Below are 20,300 nucleotides of genomic sequence, written 5' to 3'. Positions count from 1 at the left end.
CGCCGATATCTTGGACTTGTGACCAGTCCGAGTTTGCTGTAACCGTGCGAGCAGCTATAACTCCAGTGAGAAGCCTACTGCGGCAATCGAAACCGTGATTTCCACGACAGTGCCGAGAATATCGCCGGAGAGGCCCTCGAAACGCCGGACGCAGTGGCGGGTGACCGCGACGGTCAGCGCGAGGGCGGCGATCAGCACAAGCGGGCCGAGCCAGAGGTTGTCTGGTACCGCCCAGACAGCGGTGATCACGACCGGCGCCGACCAGATCAACACCGCGGTGCGCGGCTGAGTGCCCGCGACCAATGCGCCGAAACCCGCGTCGGGGGCGGCGGGGATGCCGGTGCGGCAGGCGAGGACGACGGCGACCCGGCCTGCGGCGACGGCGAGGACGATCGCGAGCCAGCGGTGCTGATCGGCCAGCGTTGCGACCGCGACCGATTGGATGGCGACGGCGAAAACGAGAGCGGCGACGCCGAACGGGCCGGCACCGCCGGACTTCATGATCTCGCGGGCGCGCTGGGGCGGGCCGTAGCTGCCGAGGCCGTCGACGGTGTCGGCCAAGCCGTCGAGATGCATGCCTCGGGTGAGCAGCGCGAGGAGGCCGACGACGAGCAGACCTGCGAGCAGGGTGGTCAGACCCGCGCTGACCAGCAGCCAGAGGGCAGCGGCCGCGCAGGCCCCGAGTGCGAGGCCGATCACCGGGGCGAGCGTGATCGCGTGGCCTGCTGTGCGCCGGTCGACCGCCGCCGGGCCTCGGACCGGGACGACGGTCAGCCAGGAGACGGCCAGCCGTAGCGCGTTCACGAGGATCCGCCCACGTTCGGTTCGCTCACTTGGCCAGGTCGACGGTGTCCGATTCCTCGGCCGAGGTGCTCACGCCCGCGTCGGCGAAGGTCGACATCTCGGCGAGGGTGGCGACGGCGGCCCGCAGGATCGGCAGCGCGGTGAGGGCGCCGGAGCCTTCGCCGAGGCGCATCTCCAGGTCGATCAGCGGGGTCAGGCGCAGGTGCTTCAAGGCCAGGTCGTGGGCGGGTTCGGTGGAGCGGTGGGCAGGCAGCCACCAGGCTTTCGCGCCCGCGGCGAGGTCTTCGGCGACCAGGGCGGCGGCGGTCACCACGACGCCGTCGAGCAGGACGGGGGTGCGGCGGACGGCGGCTTGGGCGAGGAAACCGGCCATGGCGGCGAAGTCGGCGCCCGCGGCGACGCGGAGCAGGTCGACGGGGTCGGTGGCCACCGGGCGGGCGCGGCGCATGCCGTCGCGGATCGCGGCGACCTTGCGAATCCAGCCCTGGTCGTCGACGCCGGTGCCGCGGCCGACGGCGGCGACGGGTTCGGTGCCGGTGAGGATGGCGATGAGAACGGTGGCGGGGGTGGTGTTGCCGATACCCATGTCACCGGCGATGAGCAGGTCGGCGCCCGTGTCGATCTCCTCGTCGGCGATCGCGCGGCCCGCGGCCAGCGCGGCGGTGACCTCGGCCTCGGTGAGGGCGTCCTCGCGGTCGATCGAACCGCTCGCGCGGCGCACCTTGTGCTGGGACACCGAAGGCTCGGTGTCGCCGTCGACGGCGATATCGACGACCCGCACGGTCGCGCCCGCCACGGCGGCCAGTGCGTTCACGGCCGCGCCGCCCGCCAGGAAATTGGCCACCATCTGCGCGGTGACCTCACTCGGGTACGCCGAAACGCCATGCTCGGCCACGCCGTGATCGCCCGCGAACAGCACTACCCTGGCGCGTTCGAACTGCGCTGGCGGGCACACTCCCTGGCACGCGGCGACCCAGTTGCCGAGTTCCTCGAGCCGTCCCAGCGATCCGGCCGGTTTGGTGAGCTGCGTCTGGCGCTGCTCGGCCGCCGCGCGCACCTGCGCGTCCGGGGCCGCGACCGGGTCGAATCCGTGAGTCACTGGCAAGCCTTTCGGAGGTGGTACGTGGTGTTCGACGCTCATCTTGCCCGGATCCCGGTGCGCGGCGCCGACCGACCCGGCTCATTTCAATCGAATCGGCAGCCCGGCGACGATGAGATACGCCTCATCACAGGCCTGCGCGAGACGCTGGTTGAGGGTGCCGATCTCGTCGCGGAACAGCCGCCCCGAGCGGGTCGCGGGGATGACGCCCATCCCGACCTCGGGAGATACGATCACCAGCCGCTGCCGATACGCCGCGACGGCCGCGACGAGCTCGTCGCAGTCCGGGGCCACGGTGCCGCGCGGAGCATCCCACGCCATGCGGGCATCGAGGCGGGCAGTGATCCAGGTGCCGATGTCGTCGAGCAGTGTCGCGGGAGCCTCGGTGGCGAGAACCGTTGCGGGTTCGGTGTTCTCGACGGTGGTCCAGTGCGCGGGACGACGATCGCGGTGGACGGCGATCCGGTCGGCGAAGTCGAGATCGGCGGCGTCGAGAACAGCGGTAGCCAGATAACGAACCGCGGGCGCGTCGGTCAGCAGGGCCTCGGCATAGGCCGACTTGCCGGACCGCGCACCGCCGAGAACGAGGATGCGAGTGGACATCCGAGCACCGTAGCCGCCCACTGATGTCGCAGGAACATCAGGCGGAAAGAGCTTCCAGGATCATCGGGCGGGCGGTAGCGAGCGACTGTTGCCAGTACGGCCAGGTGTGGGTGCCGTTGGTGAAGTCGACGCGGGCGGGGATACCGAGGGCGGCGGTGCGGTCGCGAAAGGTGCTCGCCGTGACCACGGCGAAGGCCTCGATCGCTGCCGCGTTGACCGTGTTACCGACGCCGCTCGGGAGGTCGAGGGGGCCGGGGACACCGTTGCCGCTGGTCACGTACAGCGGTAGGCCGCGCAGCAGTTCGGCCTGGACGATGGCGTCGTTGCGATTCCACGCGGGATCGCCCGCGGCGCCCCACATGTCATCGATGTTGAAGCGACCCTCATCGAACATGGCCGCGCGCATCACCTGGTTCCACATCGGGGCCGCCGGGTTGAGGAACCCGGAGAACGATCCGGCGAAGCGGAACTGGTCACGATGGTGGGCGGCCAGTGTCATGGCGGCATTGCCGCCCATGGAGACGCCGACGATGCCGTTGTTCGTGCGGGAGACGCCGTATCCGGCCAGGAAGTCGGGCAGTTCGCGGGTGAGGAACGTTTCCCACTTGTAGGTCGTCGATTGACCATTGGTGCTGCTCGGCCGGTACCAGTCGGTGTAGAAGCTGGAGTTGCCGCCGACCGGCAACACCAGGGTGACGTCGTCACCGGCGAATTGGCGCAGTGCGTCGGTGTCGGTGGTCCACTGGCTGTGGTCGGCGGGGGCGCGCAGACCGTCGAGCAGATACAGCGCGGAACTGCCGCCGCGCGCCGCCCACTGCACCTGGACCTTGATCGGGCCCATGCTCGACGGAACGATCAGATCCTCGAATCTGCCCGCGGGCGTCCGCATCACCGGTGCCGCGATCGGCACGGCGACAGCCGTGGACGTGCCGACCGACGACACGACCACGGCCGCCGCGGCGATCGTGAGAGCTCTGCTCAGCCGAAGAAAACTACCCCACCCAGCGTGAAACACCCTGCTAGACGACCAGTTTGCACCGATCGAGTCAAGCCGATTGTGCGGCTTCACAGCATCCCGGCAGTGCCGCACCGAACCGCCCCAACCCCGTCGAGACGAGCGTCGTCAGGGAGTGAACGTCGGCTCAACCGGCCGCGCCGAAGCGGCGACGGTATTCGGTGGGGGCGAGGCCGACCTGGCGCTGGAAGTGGTGGCGTAGGAGGGCACCGGAGCCGAAGCCGGACTCGTCGGCGATCCGCTCCAGGGCCATGTCGGTGGTTTCGAGCAGGTGCTTGGCGAACAGGACGCGCTGGGTGGTGAGCCACTTGACCGGGGTGGTGCCGGTCTCGGCGGCGAAGCGGCGGGCGAAGGTGCGGGTGGACATGCTGGAGCGGGCCGCGAGTTCGTCGACGGTGTGCGGGTGGGCGAGGTTCTCGGTGAGCCACGCCAGGGTGGTGGACAGACCGATGGAGCTGCACTCGGGGACCGGCTGTTCGATGAACTGGCGCTGACCGCCGTCGCGCTGCGGCGGGACGACCATACGGCGCGCGATGCCGTTGGCGGCGGCGGTGCCGATCTCGCGGCGGACCAGGTGCAGGCAGGCGTCGATGCCCGCGGCGGTGCCCGCGCTGGTGATCAGGTTGCCCTCGTCGACGAACAGGACATCGGGATCGACGGTGGCTTCGGGGAACATCGCGGCGAGTCGGTCGACATAACGCCAGTGGGTGGTGCATTTGCGGCCGTCGAGCAGACCCGCCGCACCGGCCAGGAAGGCGCCCGAGCAGACGGTGAGCACGGTCGCGCCCGCGGCGGCGGCGCCGCGCACCGCGTCGAGCACCCGGTCGTCGTATTGGTCGATCGGGGAGGCGGGGATGGCCACCAGGTCGGCTTCGACGAGTTGGTCGAGGCCGAACTCGGGGGTGACGGAGATGCCGGGGGTGGTGGAGCGCAGCGGCTTGCCGGGGTCGGCGCCGCAGACCCGGAAGTCGAAGCCGGGCAGGCCGTCGGCGGTGCGGTCGAGGCCGAAAACCTCACAGACCACGCCGAATTCGAACATGGCGAGCCGGTCGCTGAGGACCACGGCAACCTTCGAGAGCATGCCTCATCGTATCTGGCTGAATCTTTACGCACAATGTCGTAACAGCCACTTTCGGCTGAAAATCATTGAGCGCAAAATTACTGCCATGCTTACTTTTCTGATCGTCCTCGCCGTCATCATCGGACTCGCCGTACTGATCGGTCGCGGCACCGCCGGATCCACCGGAATTATCGACCGTGACGCCCAGCGTATGGACGCAGAGCTCGAGGCCATCGCGGGCTATGCCGACTACATCCGCCCCATTCACCACTGAAAGCGCGAATGCCGCCCCATCCGCAGGGATGAGACGGCATTGCGGAGTCGGGAAGAACTCAGACCGCGTCGCCGGGGCCGACCCGGGGCTTCGGAGCGCGCATCTTGCGGATCTGGGAGGCGCGCACGAAGGCGTACCAGCCGAGCTTGAAACCGGTATCGGTGGTGTCGGGGAAGCGTTCGATCACCCGGTTGCTCACGATCTTGCCGAGGACGAAGCCCTCGATGATCATGAAGACCATCATCACCAGCATCGCGAGCGTGACGATGGTCTGCAGGCCGGGGGCCACGAACATCGACAGGATCAGCACCAGCGCCATCGGCATGAACAGCCCGACCAGGTTGCGGCGGGCGTCCACCAGATCGCGCACGTACGCGCGGACCGGGCCCTGATCGCGGGGCAGCAGGTACTTGTCCTCGCCGGCCAGCATGCGCGCGCGGCGGTCCTGCACGGCGGCGCGGCGGTCGGCGGCGGCGACCTTGCGGTCCTGTTTGGTGCCCTTGACAGCCTTGCGGCGGGCGCGGGCTTCCTTGGCGGTCAGCGGGGCGGGCGCGACCGGGCCGCGCCGCTTGCCTTCGGCCTCACGCCTTTTCGGCGTCGGCCTGCCCTTACCGGGGGTGGTCGAAGCGGTAGCGGCGGCCTGTTCGGAGCCGGACACCGACGGGTCGACGGACTCGTCGATGGTGCTGGACTCGTCACGACGAAACAATTTCACGTTCACCAGGCTATTCGATGATGCCGAGCATCGGGAAATGCGGTCCGCTCAGCGGTGAGCCCGGTCTCATCTCGCGTGGGCTAGGACACAGATCACGCCGTCACAGGGCGTAGTGTGGGCACAAGCACCCAGGTGGCGTCTACTGGCTGCGCCGAGGGTGGCAAAATAGGAATAGCAGTTGCTGCGACAGCGTTGGAATCAGTCGTGCGCTGTGCACCTGAGGTCCGTTGACGGGCTGAGTCGAACTAGGAGTGTCCATGACTGTGCAGAACGAGACCGCCACCGAGACCCACGGTGCGACGTTGACCGACGCTGCCGCCATCAAGGCGAAGGCGCTGCTCGACCAGGAGGGTCGCGACGACCTTGCCCTGCGGATCGCCGTGCAGCCCGGTGGCTGTGCCGGTCTGCGCTACCAGCTGTTCTTCGACGATCGCATCCTCGACGGTGACATCGTCGTCGAGTTCTCCGGCGTGAAGCTGGCCGTCGACCGCATGAGCGCCCCGTACATCGACGGCGCCTCGATCGACTTCGTCGACACCATCGAGAAGCAGGGTTTCACCATCGACAACCCGCAAGCCACGGGCTCCTGCGCCTGCGGCGACAGCTTCAACTGACGTACGGAGCTGCGAGTTAGCCGTGCTTTCCGTGCCACGCCCGGGAACATTGTCGTTGCGTGGCGAGGTAGCGAACAGGTGAACCACAGGCGGTAGCGCTTGCTAACGTTGAAGTCCGGGATCCGGTGATCCCGGACTTCTGTGTTTTCCTACCTCTAGCGTCGAAGGGGCCCTGCCTCGTGCCTGTTGCCGTGTCCGCATCCATCGCCACCGACCACCTCATGCGCTTTCCCGGCCGGTTCGCCGATGCGCTGCTCGCTGATCAACTCGATCATGTGTCCCTGAGCTTCCTCGTCGACGATCTGCAGATCCGCCGTGGCGGAGTGGCGGGCAACATCGCCTACGCGATGGGTCTGCTGAAGCAGCGCCCGGTGCTCGTCGGCGCCGTCGGCGCCGATTTCGCCGAGTACCGGCAGTGGCTGGAGAACAGCGGCGTCGACTGCTCCGCGGTACATGTCTCCGCGACGTCGCACACCGCGCGGTTCGTGTGCACCACCGATGAGACGATGGCGCAGATCGCGTCGTTCTATCCGGGTGCGATGAGTGAGGCGCGCGATATCGACATCGCCGCGATCGCCGCCGCGCACGACATCGACCTGGTGCTGGTCGGGGCGAACGATCCCGACGCGATGGTGGCCCACACCCGCCAGGCCAAGGCGCAGGGCATCGCCTACGCCGCCGATCCGTCCCAGCAGCTGGCCCGCCTCGACGGCGAGCAGGCCAGCGAACTGATCGACGGCGCGGCCTACCTGTTCACCAACAAGTACGAGTGGGCCCTGCTGCAGCAGAAGACCGGTCTGAGCGAAGCCGACATCACCGCCAAGGTCGGCATCCGCGTCACCACGCTGGGCTCCGAAGGGGTGCTGGTGGTCGACGCCGACGGCACCGAGGTCCGCGTCGGCGTGGTGCCCGAGGTGGCCAAGGTCGACCCGACCGGCGTCGGCGACGGTTTCCGCGCGGGCTTCCTCACCGCCCACCGCGCCGGCCTGAGCCTGGAACGCGCCGCCCAGCTCGGCTCCCTCGTCGCCGTGCTCATCCTGGAGACCACCGGCACCCAGGAGTGGGCCCTCAACACCGAAGACGCACTCGAGCGCCTCACCAAGGCCTACGGCAGCGACGCCGCCGACGAACTGGCCCCCCTGCTCTGACCTACGGAACACGAACGCCCCCTGGCTCTTTCGATCCAGGGGGCGTTTTTCGTGGGTTACAGCGAGACCGGGTAGACCGGCTCTTGGATCTCGGGCTTGATGCGGTCCTCGACGAAGATGCCGTGCCAGACCATGAAGACCAGAACGGTCCAGAGGCGGCGGCTGTGGTCGGACAGGCCCGCCTTGTGGTCGCGGAGCATCTGGAGGATGGCCGGCTTGTTCAGCAGGTGGTCGGTCTGGGACTCGGCGATCTGGGTTTCGGCCCAGTCGTAGAGCTCGGTGCCGCGCAGCCAGTGGCGCAGGGGGACCGGGAAGCCGAGCTTGGCGCGGTTGAGGACATGATCGGGCACGATCCCGTCCAGGGCCTGGCGCAGCGCGTACTTCGAGGTTTCCTTGGTGATCTTCTGGTCGAACGGGATGCCCTCGGCGACGCGCAGGACCTCGCTGTCCAGGAACGGCACGCGCAGTTCCAGGGAGTTGGCCATGGTCATCTTGTCGGCCTTGACCAGGATGTCGCCGCGCAGCCAGGTGAACAGGTCCAGGTGCTGCATGCGCGCGACCGGGTCCCAGCCCGCGGACTGGGCGTAGATCGGGGCGGTGACGTCCTGGTGGGTCCACTCGGGACGGAAGTCACGCAGGACCGCGCGCAACTGGGCGTCGTTGAAGCTGCGGGCATTGCCGTAGTAGCGGTCTTCGAGGCTGAGCGAACCGCGCTGCAGCAGCGACTTGCCGCGCTTGCCGTCGGGGATCTTGTCACCGAGCTTGCCGAGCAGCTTGCGCGCACCGGCGGGCAGGTACTCGAAGGGCTTGAGCGACAACGGTTCCCGGTAGATCGTGTAGCCGCCGAACAGTTCGTCGGCACCCTCGCCGGAGAGCACCACCTTGACGTGCTCGCGGGCTTCCTTGGCCACGAAGTACAGCGGGACAAGGGCGGGATCGGCGACGGGCTCGTCGAGGTACCAGACGATCTCGGGGATCGCTGCCGCGAACTCGGCGGGCGTCACCATGCGGATGTAGTGCTTGGCGCCGATCAGCTCCGCGGTCTCGGCGGCGACATCGGCCTCGGAGTACCCCTCCCGTTCGAACGCGGAGGTGAAGGTCAGCAGATTCGGGTTGTGCCGGATCGCGAGCGCGGCGATGGCGGTGGAGTCGATGCCGCCGGACAGGAACGAACCGACGGTGACGTCGGCGCGCATGTGCTTGGCGACCGAGTCCTCGAGCGCCGCGGCGATCTCGGCGTAGCGGGCCTTCTCCGACCCCCCGGCGAACGGGCGGACCCGGAAGTCGGGGCGGAAGTAGCGGGTCGTGACCGGCTCCTGACCGACCTTCACCGTGGCGTAGTTGCCGGATTCGAGGCGGCGGATGTTGCGGTGCAGCGACTCGGGCTCCGGCACGTACTGCAGCACCGTGTAGTGCTCGAGCGCGCGCGGGTCGAGCTCGTCGGACACACCGAGCGGGCTCAGCAGTTCCAGCAGGCTCTTCTTCTCGCTGGCGAAGGCGGTGCCGCCGGGGCCGGTCGCGATGAACAGCGGCTTGATGCCGAACGGATCGCGTGCGAGGAACAGTTCCGAGGTCTCGGTATCCCAGATCGCGAAGGCGAACATGCCGCGCAGCTTGCGCACGGCCTCGGGACCCCAGAAGTGGAAGGCGGCCACGATGGCCTCGCCGTCACCGTCGGTGGCGAAGATCTTGCCATCGGGGAATGCGGCGCCGTGCTCGGCGGCCAACTGCTCACGCAGTTCGAGGTAGTTGTAGATCTCGCCGTTGAAGGTCATCGCGTAGCGCTGCGGGTTGTCCGCGGGGCCCCAGCGCAGCGGCTGGTGCGAGTGCTCGATATCGATGATGGACAGGCGGTTGAACCCGAAGATCATGTGATCGTCGTGCCAGGTGCCCTTCTCGTCCGGGCCACGATGCCGCTGGCAGTGCAGCGCGTCGTACACCTGATCGACCACCGCGGTCGTCGCGGTGTCAGCTGTCAGGAATCCGAGCAGTCCGCACACGGTGTCGCCCAACCTTCTCTCGTTCGGTGATGGGGGTGGCCACTGACGGGCCGAAACGCTGTGTCCGAGTATGCCGCACACCTGCCCGACACGCCGCGCTCGCCCGCTCGCTCGGGGTGCGCGGCAACCGGACGGGAGTCAAACCGCAGGTCGCGACGATCCGGGCGGTCACGGCGGAGTGTCGAAAGTGACCCCGCGACAAGACAGTGCCCGCTTTGGTCTACGCTGCGTAGTACTCAGGTCCTTCTCAGGTGTGCAGGCGTCACAGCGGCAATACTTCGGGACGGCCTGAAACTGCTTTGAAGAGGTGTCGAACGGGCGAATCGCCGCCCGGACGACGCAATGTGTCGGAATGTGTGGCGACCAGGAAGGCGTGAGCGTGGCGCACAAGGCGAGCGAAGAGATCGGGGCACGACCCGTTAAGGGTCGGCAGGGCCGGATCCTTCGGCGGGCCGGGCTGGCGGTGTCCTTGGGGATCACCGCGATGCTCGTCTCGGGCTGCTCGATCGACAATGTTTGGCTGCGGTTCGGCTGGCCATCGGGTATCACCCCGCAGGCCACCCGGATGCGCGAGCTGTGGACCTGGTCGGTGCTGGCCGCGCTCGCCATGGGCGTGCTGGTCTGGGGTCTGACCTTCTGGACGATCATCTTCCACCGCAAGCGCAAGAACTCCCCGGAGTTCCCGCGTCAGACCGGGTACAACGTGTCGCTCGAGCTGACCTACACGGCGATCCCGTTCGTGATCATCGCGGTGCTGTTCTACTTCACCGTGGTCGTGCAGAACTACGTGCACGAGAAGACCGACAACCCGGATGTCACCGTCGACGTGACCGCCTTCCAGTGGAACTGGAAGTTCGGCTACCGCAACATCAACAATGTCGGCGGTCTCACCTGGAACGGCATCGACACGGAGAAAGAGCTGCTGAACGAAGAGCAGCTCGCCGAGTACCGAGAGCTGAAGAACGACAAGGGTCATCCGCAGCCGGGTCCGGTGCACGGCAAGCCGGCCAACGACATCCTCTCGTACCTGCACTACGACAAGGTCGAGACCTTCGGCTCCAGCGAAGAGATTCCGGTGCTGGTGCTGCCGACCGGTAAGCGCATCGAGTTCCAGCTCGCCGCCGCGGACGTGATCCACGCCTTCTGGGTGCCGGAGTTCCTGTTCAAGCGCGACGTGATGCCGAACCCGAAGGAAAACCAGTCCGACAACGTCTTCCAGATCTCCGAGATCGAGAAGGAAGGCGCGTTCGTCGGCCGCTGCGCCGAGATGTGCGGCACCTACCACTCGATGATGAACTTCGAGGTCCGCGCGGTCTCGCCGGAGAAGTACGCCAAGTACATGCAGGCGCGCATCGAGGGCAAGACCAATGGTGAGGCGCTGGCATCGATCGGCGAGTCGCCGGTGGCCACCTCCACGTACCCCTTCAACACCAAGCGCGATGCCAAGAGCGCTTCGGTGAACGAGAGCAAGTGAGGATTCTGATATGAGGATCGAAGCGCGGATCTTCGAACTGCTCACGGCCTTCTTCATCCTGGTGGGCATCGTCTACGGGTTCTTCACCGCGCAGTCGCGCACCGGCATCGAGTGGGCAGGCACCACCGCGATCGTGCTGACCGCGGGCCTGTCGCTGATCATCGGCACCTACTTCCGGTTCGTCGCGCGCCGCATCGACCTGCGGCCCGAGGACTACGAAGAGGCCGAGATCGTGGACGGCGCCGGTGACCTGGGCTTCTTCTCGCCCGGTAGCTTCTGGCCCATCCTGCTGGCCGGCGCTGGTTCGGTCACCGCGCTGGGCCTGGCGTTCTTCCAGTTCTGGCTGATCGGTCTCGGCGTGGTGCTCGTGCTCACCGCCGCAGCGGGCCTGGTGTTCGAGTACTACCTGGGTGCCGAGAAGCACTGAATTATTGGAGCGCTGGCGCGCTCGAGTCGCGGCCCTGATTGCCCCGACGAAAAACGACCCGAGACTCGCACCTGCGGTGCATTGTCTCGGGTCGTTTTTCCTCGGGGCGGCCGCGACGCTCGCTTCGCTCGCGATGCCTCCTCGAGGTCGGCCCCATGGGGTTTCGTCATACCGAACGTGAAGGCCCCCCGCCGAATACGGTGGGGGGCCTTCACGTTCGGTGACTTACACGCTGTAGCGCAGGGCCTGTTCCGAGCGGCAGATGTCGTCGATGCCGGAGACGATCTCGCGCAGCTGCTCCGAGGGCAGGGCTGAGGGGCGCAGGCGGCAGGTGAAGGTGATCAGGCCGTAGTCGGCGGGGGTGAGGCCACGGGCGGCGGCTTCGGCGCGCAGGTACTCCGAGCGCACGCCGTAGGTCATCGCGGAGATGACGGTGAAGCAGCCCGAGCGTTCACGGTGGGCCGAGAACAGGTCGTGCAGGCCGTAGAAGACCGAACCGTAGTTGGCCAGGGGAGCGAACACGCCAACGCGGTAGGCGGGGCCGCGCTCGGAGGAGTTGATGACGGTGTCGGCCAGGTACTCGGCATCGCGCATCGTGAGCACCTTCGGCGCGAACATCAGCGCGCCCGCCGCCGCGTTGCGGACCGGCATGCCCGCGCGCCCGCCCGCCGCGGACGCGATGGCGCCCAACGACTTCCGGGTACGGGTGCCGACCTCACGCCGGGCCCGCAGACCACGGGTGGGGGCGGTGGGGTACAGACTCGACCACTGACCGAAGCGCACGGCGCCGAGGGTCACCTGGCCCGCGCCGACGGGGCGCGCCACCTTCAGCGGGGCGGTATCGACCCAGCGGCCGACCTGGAGCGCCGCGCTGCCGGGGTTGGTGATCTCGTTGGTGGCGTGCTCGACGAAGGAGTCGAAGTCGAGGAACCGGTCGGCGTCGGTGGTGAGCATGGTGTGGTCTTTGTCGACCTCGACCACATCGAGGGTGAGGGCGGTGATGATGCCCGCGCGACCGCCCGCGCCGAGAATGCGGTGGAAACGCTCGGTGTGATGGCCGCGCCCGCAGGTGCCGATCCGGCCGTCGGGGTCGACGTACTCGAGGTCGACGATCTGGTCGATGAACATGCCGTAGCGGTGCGAGGCGGTGCTCACCCCACCGACGGAGGCGAAGCCGCCCGCGGTGATGTCGCGATGATCGCCGACCACCGGCAGACCGAGACTGTGCGCGCCGAGGCGGCGGTCGATCTCGGACAGCTTCGCGCCCGCCTGCACCCGCACGGTGCGCCTGCCCAGGTTGATGTCGAGCACCGAGTTCATCTTGCGCAGCGAGAGCACGCCACGCTGATCGGCCAGACCGTAGGACTCTTCGGTCTGTTCACCGCCGCGCACCGTCAACCGTTCCGACCGGCCGCGTGAATCACGCACAGTGCGAACGACATCCGCCGTGTCGGTGGGGAGATATTCTTCGGAGATGACGGTATGCGGCGTGCCCATGACCGCATAGCTAACCACAGGTGGGCGGTTCTTGCGCAGGGTACTTAGCACCTATTTCCGCGTGGGCGCGAGTTGCTTGGTGAACAGGACTTTTCCGGTCGCGTCGCACAAGTTGACGGTCATTTCTCCGGTGCGTCCGTCGATTCTCACCTCACCGAAGTGCTGGTACTCCGGGTCGAGGGGGGAGGCGTTGGGTGTGGGCGGCGCGTGGACGTAGACCGCTTCGGGTCCGAAGGTGGGGTCGAGGGGGTTGGGGCCGAACGCGCCGGCGTTGAGCGGGCCCGAGACGAACTCCCAGAACTCGTCGAAATCAGTGAAGGCGGCGCGAGTGGGGGAGTAGTGGTGCGCGGCGGTGTAGTGGACGTCGGCGGTGAGCCACACGACGTCGGCGACCCTGTTCGCCTTGATCGCCGAGAGCACCTGGGCGATCTCGGTTTCGCGGCCGGAGGGTGCGCCGGGGGCGGCATTGGCGGGGCCTTCGAAGGCGGTCTTGCCGTCGGGGACGACAACGCCGAGCGGCAGATCGGCGGCCACGATCTTCCAGGTGGCCTTGGAGTCCTTCAGGCCCTCGGTGAGCCACTTGATCTGGGCGGCGCCGAGGATCTGGCCCCGGGGCGCGGTATTGGCCGTGTTGGCGTCTTTGTAGGCGCGCATGTCCAGGACGAACACGTCGAGCAGCGGGCCGTAGGAGATCTTGCGGTAGAGACGGCCGTCGACGGCTTCCTTCGGCTCCAGGGGCATCCACTCGTGGAAGGCCTGCCAGGAACGCGTCGCGAGGGTGTCCATGCTGCGCTCGGTGTAGCCCTTGTCGGCGGCGACCGTGCCGCCGGGCGACCAGTTGTTGGTGGTCTCGTGGTCGTCCCACTGGACGATCTGGGCGACGGCGGCGTTGAACCGGCGATAGTTGTCGTCGGTGAGGTTGTAGGCGTAGTTGCCGCGGAACTGGTCGAGGGTTTCCGCGGGAGCGTTCTTCGCCTCGGCGGTGATGTTCTTCCAGACCCGGCCGTCGGGCAGCGTCACGGACTCTTTGAGCGCGTTGTCGGCGTAGATGCAGTCGCCGGAATGCAGGAACAGGTGTGGGTCGCGGGCGGCCATGGTGGAGAACACCTTCATGCCGCCGAGGTCGGGGTTGATGCCGAACCCCTGGCCCGCGACGTCACCGGACCACAGCAGTGAGATATCGGAGGGCGCGGTCGGCGCCGTGCGGAAGACACCGGTGAGAGTCTCCGAGCTCGCCCCGTCCTCCCCGTCGAGGCGCACCCGGTAGTGCACGAGTTGCCCGGCGGGCAGACCGTTCACCCGCACGCGCCCGGTGCCGTCGGTGGCCGGGGTGAGCAGCGACCCGGTGAATCGCTTGACGTCGCTGAACTTCTCGGTCGCCGAGGTCTCCACCACCAGCGTGGCAGGCCGATCCGACCGAGCCCAGATCAGCGCGCCGTCGCTACGCGGATCACCGACGGCGATCCCGTGCGTGAGCGCGGGCCTGGCCCGCACCAGCGCGGGCCCGTCGTCAGCGCAGGCCACCAGGGCAGGAGTAGTCACCACACCGAGTGCGGTGGCGCGCAGCAGCGTGCGTCGAGACATCGCGAAATCCGAGACAGCCATGAGCCTCACGGTGCGCCACCGGTCGTAACATCCGGTCGTTAGCAAGGCAACGGAACATGAACGATGTCGTACGACGGGCCGAACTCGGCTGACGCGTCTAGAGCCCTGCGGCGGCGGCGGTTTCGGGGTACCAGCGGGTGCATTCGGCGCGGAGGGGGACGGCGGTGTGGAGTTGGCACAGGACCGCTACGCCGCCGAGGAAGGAGCGCAGGATGGGGGTGTGGCCGGGGGGCATCGTCAGTTGGCGTAGGACATTGGACAGGCGCAAGTCGGTGGCCAGGCGGACTTGTTCGCGGAGCCAGTCGGCCGAGAGGGGGTAGGTGGGGGCGAGGAGGGCTTCTCGGACCGGTTGCAAGCGTGCGGCGACGGTGGCGATGTCGAGCTCGCGGTCGGGGGCCACGAAGCCGTGGCGGCGCATGGCTGCCTCGAGGTCGGCGGGGGAGTCGGCGATGACGGCGGCGCCGATGTCGCTCGCCACGTCGAGGAAGGTGGCGGGCCAGGGGGTGCAGGCGCCGAAGTCGACGACACCGAGGCGGCCGTCGGGCATGCGAAGGAAGTTGCCGGGGTGGGGGTCGCCGTAGACCAGGGCGGCGCGGGCGGGGGCGGAGAACAAAAAGCGCATGATCAGCACGCCGAGGCGATCGAGTTCGTCGGCGTTGCCGCGAACGATCAACCGGGACAGGGGAACGCCGTCGAGCCATTCGGTGACCAGGACATCGCCGCGCTGGGCGATCACCCGGCTCACCACCACGTCGGGGTCGTCGGCGAAAGCAGTGGCGAAGGCGCGCTGGTTCACGGCCTCACGGGCGTAGTCGAGTTCGTCGCGGATCTCGTCGCACAGCGCCTCCACCACCGGGCGGGTATCGGCGCCGGGCAGCAGCGCGGTGAACAGCGGGGTCGCGCGACGCAGAGCTTGGAGATCGGCCAGTACCGCGCGGCGGGAACCGGGATACATCACCTTGACCGCCACCTGGGTGCCGTCGTGCCAGCGGGCGCGGTGGACCTGGCCGACCGAGGCGGCGGCGGCGGCGCGGTCCTCGAATTCGAGGAACAGTGAGCGCCAGTGCGGGCCCAGATGGGCGGCGAGTTCCGCGTGGACCGCGCCGGGCAGCATGGCGGGTGCCGAATCGTGCAGGCGAGCGAGGGCTTGACGGTACGGCTCGGCCAGATCGGGAGCCAGCCCGAGTTCGAGCAGGCCGAGGAGTTGGCCCAGTTTCGCGACGCAGCCCTTGAGTTCGCCGAGCACTTGGAAGAGGTGTTCGGCGGTGCGCACGCGGATGTCGCGGTCTACGTCGGCGGGGTCGCGGCCCGCGGCGCGCTTGCCGAAGCCTGCGATGCGCCGACCCGCGTAGGCGACCGGTACCGCGGCCAGACGGGCGCTGCGTACTACTCGGCCGGTGGGTGGATTACCGTCGCGAGGTGTCGTACGGCGGGTGAACGCCATGACGCGACCCTCGTCGGATTCGCCTCCGGCCATGCCTACCTCGCTGTCCGCCGACGCCCGCCACCTCTGGTGGCCCGCCCGCCCATCGGCCCGTGCCTGGCACAGGGTACCAATCGGGCGCGCGAGCGTCCGGGCAACGACCGTGGATGCGTAGACGTCCAGTCGATCAGCGCGTGAACAGTGCGATGGTGTCCAGGCGGCGGAACAGGTTTCGGCTCAGCTCGCCTTGGTTTCGGGGATCCGGGTGGCGTCGAGCTGATTGTCGGTCGGGGCGACGCCCTTCTTGAGGCTGTGCGCGTAGACGTCGACGTATTCCTGGCCGGTGAGGCGCATCAGTTCGTACATCACCTCGTCGGTGACGGCGCGCTCGACGAAGCGGTTGCCGCTCATCCCCTCGTAGCGCGAGAAATCGAGGGGCGCACCGAACTTCAGGGTGACCTTCTGACGACGCCACTTGAACGGTCCGGGCGGGCTCACCTTGTCGGTGCCGATCACCGCGACCGGGATCACCGGGACGCCGGTCTCGAGCGCGAGTCGCGCCATGCCGGTCTTGCCCTTGTACAGGCGGCCGTCGGGGGAGCGGGTGCCCTCGGGGTACAGGCCGACGAGGCGGCCCTCGTCGAGGAGCTTGGTGGCCGCGTTGAGCGCGTCCTCGGCGGCCGAGGCGCCGCTGCGGTCGATCGGGTACTGGCCGGTGCCGCTGAAGAAGAACTTCTGCAGGCGGCCCTTGAAACCGGGGGTGGTGAAGTACTCGGCCTTGGCCAGGTAGTTGATCCGGCGCGGGCTCAGCAGAGGAGCGAAGAGCCAGTCGGAGAAGGAGAGGTGATTACCCGCCATGATGGCCGGGCCGTCGGTCGGGATGTTCTCGACCCCTTCGACCTCGGGCCGGTTGTACATGTGCATGAACGGTCCCACGAGAACGAACTTGAGCAGCCAGTAGAACATGGCGTCCTTTCCCCAGGGACCGGGATAATTGTGTAGAGCCTCGTCGGACAACGACTTTACCGCTGGTCGCAGGTCACAACCAACCCAGGATGGTAGCTGGCTCACATGGCTGTGACCCTTATCTCGCCGCGCGACCTGCCACCGGCGTGTCGATCGACACCCTGGCCAACTCCGCGGCGCCGATCATTCCCGCGGCCTCTCCGAGCTGGGTGGTACGCAGTCTGGCCAGCGGCCGATGCCCGGATCCGGTGACCGCGATCGCGTAGTGCTCGCGCGCCTCGTCGAGGAACAGCGGCGCCGAACTGCTCACGCCACCCGCGATCACCACGAGGTCGGGATCGAACAGATCGCTGACGAAAGCGAGGCCGAGTCCGAGCCAGCGGGCGAAGTCGGCCATCACCCGGACCGCGAGTGGGTCGCCGTCCTGGGCCGCGTTCGCGACCCGTCGGCCGGTGAGCGAGCCGGGATCACGGATCACGTCACGGGCCAGCACCGAGCGCACGGGGTCGGTGGCGAGCATTTCGATGGCGGTGTCGGCCAGTGCCGTTCCACTGCAGTAGCGCTCCCAGCAGCCGTGTTTGCCGCAGGGGCACGCGCGGCCCTCGGGGACGACCTGGAGATGGCCGAGTTCGGGGGCGATGCCGTGGCTGCCGCGATAGAGCCGACCGTCGATGAGCAGCGCGGCGCCGATGCCGGTGCCGATCGCGACGAGCACCACCGTCTGCCCGCCCGCCGCCGCGCCGAAGCGGTACTCGGCCCAGCCCGCGGCGTTCGCGTCGTGTTCGAGGATCACCGGCAGGCCCAGACGCGCGGTGAGCCGTTGCGCGACGGGGGCGTTCTGCCACGGCAGGTGCGGCGCGAACAGGACCGTCGATTGATCCGTGGAGATGAAACCGGCGACGGCCAGCCCGACCGCCGCGATCGGATGGCGCCGGGCCAGCTCGCGCACCGAGCGGTCGATCGCGTCCTCGAGCGCACGCGCCGAATGCGGGGTCGGCGCCTGCACGGTGTCGAGCACCTCGCCCTCGGCGTCGACCACCGAGGCGCGAATGTTCGTGCCACCCACGTCGATGCCGACGGTGAGCAGGTGTTGAGGGTCGATCCGGCTGGTCATCCCCGGATCGTCACCGGGATGTCGACATATTGCGAGCGTGGCGCGCGAGCGGTGGCCGAGCGATCCTCGGTGGTGGCGAAAGCGCCTGTGCCCGACGCGTTCGCGGCGGTATCGGCCGATTCGGGGGCGATGCGGGGGGCCCGCGGTGTGCGGGAGGTGCGTGGTGCGGAGTACTCGTCGACCCGGCGGGGGCGCGGGGCGGCGGCGTTCTTGCGGGACGTGCCCCACTTCGGCCCGCCGCCGGCGTCGGCTTGCGCGGCGGCGGTGTGCTGCTGTGGGCCGGATGCGGTGGAGGCGGGGTCCTCACCCGTGGGACCGGCCGCGGCGGGGTCGGAATCGGGGTGTGCCGCACGTCCTCGGGCACCGTCGGTCGAATCCGGGTGGCCCGCAGCGTGATCGGCCCACTCCGGGGGCAGGACCGGTTCCACGGGGATGCCCGCGAGGGCTTCGCGCAGGACCGTCACCAGGGAGGTGCCGTGTTCGGCGAGGGCCGCGACGACGTCGTGGTGGTCGCCGCGCACCAGGGCCGCGGCCGCGCAGACCGGGCACCAGGCGCAGCCGCCCAGGTCGGCTCGGCCGTCGGCAGCGGTGCGGCGCAGCACCGGCTCGACTCGGGCGAGCAGGACTTCGGAGAGTAGGCGCAGTTCCTCGGTGAACTCGGCGAAGCCGTCGTGGCCGTGGCGCTCGGACTGGGAGTCAGTGCTCATCTGCGGTGGCCTTCGTGTAGTTCGGATCGGCGGGCCACACCCGCGGATCGGGCCGGAAGCGGACCACGAGGTGACCGGTGTCGAGTTCGGCGCCCGCTACCGTGCAGCGTCGCAGCACCGGCGCGAGCCGTACGCGTGTGCGTACCCCGTCGGCTCCCACGATCAGATCGTCCTCCACTCGGCCCAGCCGCAAGGTGCCGGGATCGACCACCGGTAGCCGCATCCGCATCGCGTACACGGAGTCGACACCGGAGCCGGACTCCCATCGAACCACCGGTTCGCCTGATTCCGTGCCCTGCGCGTGTGGGGCGGGCGGCGTGTCGACCGAATGCGAGAACGCCGACAGCGAATTCACCCCCACCGGTTCGGCACCGGCGTGCTGGGCGATCAGAATCGGGACATCGGTGAGTTGTTCGTGGAGCCGGGCCACCACCTCGAGTTGCTCGGCGCGGCGGTTGAGATACCAGTGCACGGCCGGGTGGGCGTTGTCGCCGGGCGGCGGCACCGGGGCCAGCACCTTGTTCACCACCACCGCGTCCATCCGCAGGCCGAGCAGCGCGGCCGCCGAACGCACCCGTCGCGCCTCGGCGACGGCGACCTGTTCGGGGCCGGTGATCAGGCGGGCGCTGGTGCGAGTGCGGTCGGCGAGCAGGTCGCGAACCTGCGTCACCGCCACCACGATCCGTTCGACCGCCGCCGCGAGCACCGCCTTGCGCAGGTCGAGCCCGATCGCGCTCATCGTGCGCGCGTGCTTGGGCCAGAGCCGTTCGAGGTAGTTGAGCATCGTGTCGGGGGCGGTGACGATGCGCAGCATGTCGGCCGAGGGCGGGCAATCGACGACGATGACGTCCCAGTCGTTCTCCTCGGCGTACTGGCCGATCTCGACCAGCATCAACAGTTCCTGCACACCGGGCAGTCCGGTGAGTTCGGCCGGGTCGAGCGCCGCCAGGTCGAAGCCGTGATCGTGGCCGCCGCCCGTGGCCAGCATGGCCACCACATCGCGGAAACGGTCTTCGAGCAGGGCGAGGGAGTCGATCTCGATCACTTCGATACCGGGCGCCACCCTGGCCACTCCGGCGACGGTGCCCGGATCGTGCGGGAAACGGAAACCGAGCGCGTCACCGAGCGAATGGGCCTGATCCAGCGAGGCGATCAGCACGCGCTGACCCGAGCGGGCATAGGCCATGCTCGTCGCGCAGGCCAGCGTCGTCTTCCCGACACCACCCTTGCCGACGAACAGCTCGACGCGGGTACCGCCCGGGGCGCTCAGCCTTCGACCCGCTTCTTCAGCTCGTTGAGCGCGGTGTCGGTGATGACCTTCTCGGCTTTGCGTTTGAACATGCCGATCATCGGGATGTTCAGGTCGACGGTGAGTTCGTAGACCACCTCGGTGCCGCCGCCGGGCCGGTCGAGCAGTTCGTAGCTGCCGTCCTGGGCTTTCTGGAGGTCACCGCTGAGCAGACGCCATGACACGGCTTTGCCGTCGGCCCGCCAGGTGTAGGACAGTACGTAGGTGTCCTTGACGACGCCCGCGTCGAGCACGAACCGGGCGGTGGCCGCGCGGTCCTGCGCGTCCCGCTCGATGACCTCCACCGACTTCGCGGCAGCCACCCACTCCGGATAGGACTCCAGATCCGCGATGACGGCCATCACCTGCTGCGACGGTGCGTCGATCAGGATCGATCTCTGAGTCCGGTCAGCCATGGCGCCCAAGCCTCTTCTCTGTTTATGGCGGCTGGTGCCGCGGTTCTCCTC

General features: G+C 68.4%; 20 protein-coding genes. 5 read left to right on the top strand and 15 right to left on the bottom strand.

Going from position 1 to position 20,300, the window contains the following annotated elements:
* Positions 1-54: 54 nt before the first annotated feature.
* From NS1_RS26365 to NS1_RS26345, 5 genes are all read right to left on the bottom strand, one after another.
* A complete protein-coding gene (locus NS1_RS26365) occupies positions 55-804 on the bottom strand; it encodes an adenosylcobinamide-GDP ribazoletransferase (RefSeq protein WP_062988690.1) in 750 nt (249 codons plus the stop codon).
* A gap of 25 nt (positions 805-829) precedes the next feature.
* Positions 830-1,945 (bottom strand): nicotinate-nucleotide--dimethylbenzimidazole phosphoribosyltransferase, encoded by a 1,116-nt coding sequence (gene cobT / locus NS1_RS26360; RefSeq protein WP_062988688.1) that lies wholly within the window; start codon positions 1,943-1,945, stop codon positions 830-832.
* Positions 1,946-1,984: 39 nt separating this feature from the next.
* Entirely contained in the window at positions 1,985-2,506 is a 522-nt protein-coding gene (locus NS1_RS26355) for a bifunctional adenosylcobinamide kinase/adenosylcobinamide-phosphate guanylyltransferase (protein WP_062988686.1), read from the bottom strand.
* Positions 2,507-2,543: 37 nt separating this feature from the next.
* A complete protein-coding gene (locus tag NS1_RS26350) occupies positions 2,544-3,521 on the bottom strand; it encodes an alpha/beta hydrolase (RefSeq protein WP_255284694.1) in 978 nt (325 codons plus the stop codon).
* Between the two features lie 127 nt (positions 3,522-3,648).
* On the bottom strand, positions 3,649-4,602 hold the full coding sequence (locus NS1_RS26345) for a helix-turn-helix domain-containing protein (protein ID WP_062988684.1): 954 nt from the start codon (positions 4,600-4,602) through the stop codon (positions 3,649-3,651).
* Positions 4,603-4,687: 85 nt separating this feature from the next.
* Here NS1_RS26345 and NS1_RS40260 point away from each other — a divergent pair, with 85 nt between their 5' ends.
* Positions 4,688-4,855, top strand: coding sequence for a hypothetical protein (locus NS1_RS40260; protein ID WP_157125386.1), 168 nt, complete (start codon positions 4,688-4,690; stop codon positions 4,853-4,855).
* A 58-nt stretch (positions 4,856-4,913) separates the two neighbouring features.
* On the opposite strand, the gene NS1_RS26340 is transcribed toward NS1_RS40260, so the two are convergent.
* Positions 4,914-5,570, bottom strand: coding sequence for a DUF3043 domain-containing protein (locus NS1_RS26340; protein ID WP_062988770.1), 657 nt, complete (start codon positions 5,568-5,570; stop codon positions 4,914-4,916).
* Positions 5,571-5,827: 257 nt separating this feature from the next.
* Here NS1_RS26340 and NS1_RS26335 point away from each other — a divergent pair, with 257 nt between their 5' ends.
* Both NS1_RS26335 and NS1_RS26330 read left to right on the top strand, forming a co-directional pair.
* On the top strand, positions 5,828-6,184 hold the full coding sequence (locus NS1_RS26335; protein WP_056816608.1) for a HesB/IscA family protein: 357 nt from the start codon (positions 5,828-5,830) through the stop codon (positions 6,182-6,184).
* Between the two features lie 221 nt (positions 6,185-6,405).
* Entirely contained in the window at positions 6,406-7,332 is a 927-nt protein-coding gene (locus NS1_RS26330; RefSeq protein ID WP_373864365.1) for a carbohydrate kinase family protein, read from the top strand.
* 56 nt (positions 7,333-7,388) lie between these two features.
* Here the strand turns inward: NS1_RS26330 and asnB are convergent, their stop codons facing one another.
* On the bottom strand, positions 7,389-9,332 hold the full coding sequence (asnB, locus tag NS1_RS26325; RefSeq protein ID WP_062988768.1) for an asparagine synthase (glutamine-hydrolyzing): 1,944 nt from the start codon (positions 9,330-9,332) through the stop codon (positions 7,389-7,391).
* A 484-nt stretch (positions 9,333-9,816) separates the two neighbouring features.
* Here asnB and ctaC point away from each other — a divergent pair, with 484 nt between their 5' ends.
* Both ctaC and NS1_RS26315 read left to right on the top strand, forming a co-directional pair.
* Positions 9,817-10,806 (top strand): aa3-type cytochrome oxidase subunit II, encoded by a 990-nt coding sequence (gene ctaC, locus NS1_RS26320; protein WP_373864364.1) that lies wholly within the window; start codon positions 9,817-9,819, stop codon positions 10,804-10,806.
* A 10-nt stretch (positions 10,807-10,816) separates the two neighbouring features.
* The gene (locus NS1_RS26315; protein ID WP_062988680.1) at positions 10,817-11,233 is read left to right on the top strand and encodes a cytochrome c oxidase subunit 4; all 417 of its coding nucleotides are present in this window, start codon (positions 10,817-10,819) and stop codon (positions 11,231-11,233) included.
* A 225-nt stretch (positions 11,234-11,458) separates the two neighbouring features.
* Here the strand turns inward: NS1_RS26315 and NS1_RS26310 are convergent, their stop codons facing one another.
* The 8 genes from NS1_RS26310 to NS1_RS26275 form a co-directional block, all read right to left on the bottom strand.
* Positions 11,459-12,730, bottom strand: coding sequence for an FAD-binding oxidoreductase (locus NS1_RS26310; RefSeq protein ID WP_056816601.1), 1,272 nt, complete (start codon positions 12,728-12,730; stop codon positions 11,459-11,461).
* Between the two features lie 51 nt (positions 12,731-12,781).
* A complete protein-coding gene (locus NS1_RS26305) occupies positions 12,782-14,335 on the bottom strand; it encodes an alkaline phosphatase D family protein (protein ID WP_084504440.1) in 1,554 nt (517 codons plus the stop codon).
* Between the two features lie 97 nt (positions 14,336-14,432).
* Positions 14,433-15,812, bottom strand: coding sequence for an ABC1 kinase family protein (locus NS1_RS26300; protein ID WP_062988678.1), 1,380 nt, complete (start codon positions 15,810-15,812; stop codon positions 14,433-14,435).
* 183 nt (positions 15,813-15,995) lie between these two features.
* Positions 15,996-16,724 (bottom strand): lysophospholipid acyltransferase family protein, encoded by a 729-nt coding sequence (locus NS1_RS26295; protein ID WP_056816594.1) that lies wholly within the window; start codon positions 16,722-16,724, stop codon positions 15,996-15,998.
* 118 nt (positions 16,725-16,842) lie between these two features.
* Complete coding sequence (locus NS1_RS26290) at positions 16,843-17,838, bottom strand: ROK family protein (protein WP_062988676.1); 996 nt, start codon at positions 17,836-17,838, stop codon at positions 16,843-16,845.
* A complete protein-coding gene (locus NS1_RS41200; RefSeq protein ID WP_174562681.1) occupies positions 17,835-18,545 on the bottom strand; it encodes a hypothetical protein in 711 nt (236 codons plus the stop codon). The genes NS1_RS26290 and NS1_RS41200 overlap by 4 nt, the downstream gene beginning before the upstream one ends.
* Positions 18,535-19,785: an ArsA family ATPase gene (locus NS1_RS26280; protein ID WP_084465713.1), complete on the bottom strand. Its 1,251-nt coding sequence runs from the start codon at positions 19,783-19,785 to the stop codon at positions 18,535-18,537. The genes NS1_RS41200 and NS1_RS26280 overlap by 11 nt, the downstream gene beginning before the upstream one ends.
* Positions 19,786-19,811: 26 nt before the next feature.
* The gene (locus tag NS1_RS26275; RefSeq protein WP_056816585.1) at positions 19,812-20,249 is read right to left on the bottom strand and encodes an SRPBCC family protein; all 438 of its coding nucleotides are present in this window, start codon (positions 20,247-20,249) and stop codon (positions 19,812-19,814) included.
* Between the last annotated feature and the right edge of the window lie 51 nt (positions 20,250-20,300).

This window comes from Nocardia salmonicida NBRC 13393 (genome assembly GCF_001613085.1).
Lineage (GTDB): Bacteria > Actinomycetota > Actinomycetes > Mycobacteriales > Mycobacteriaceae > Nocardia > Nocardia salmonicida.
This window is presented reverse-complemented; position numbering and strand designations above follow the sequence as displayed.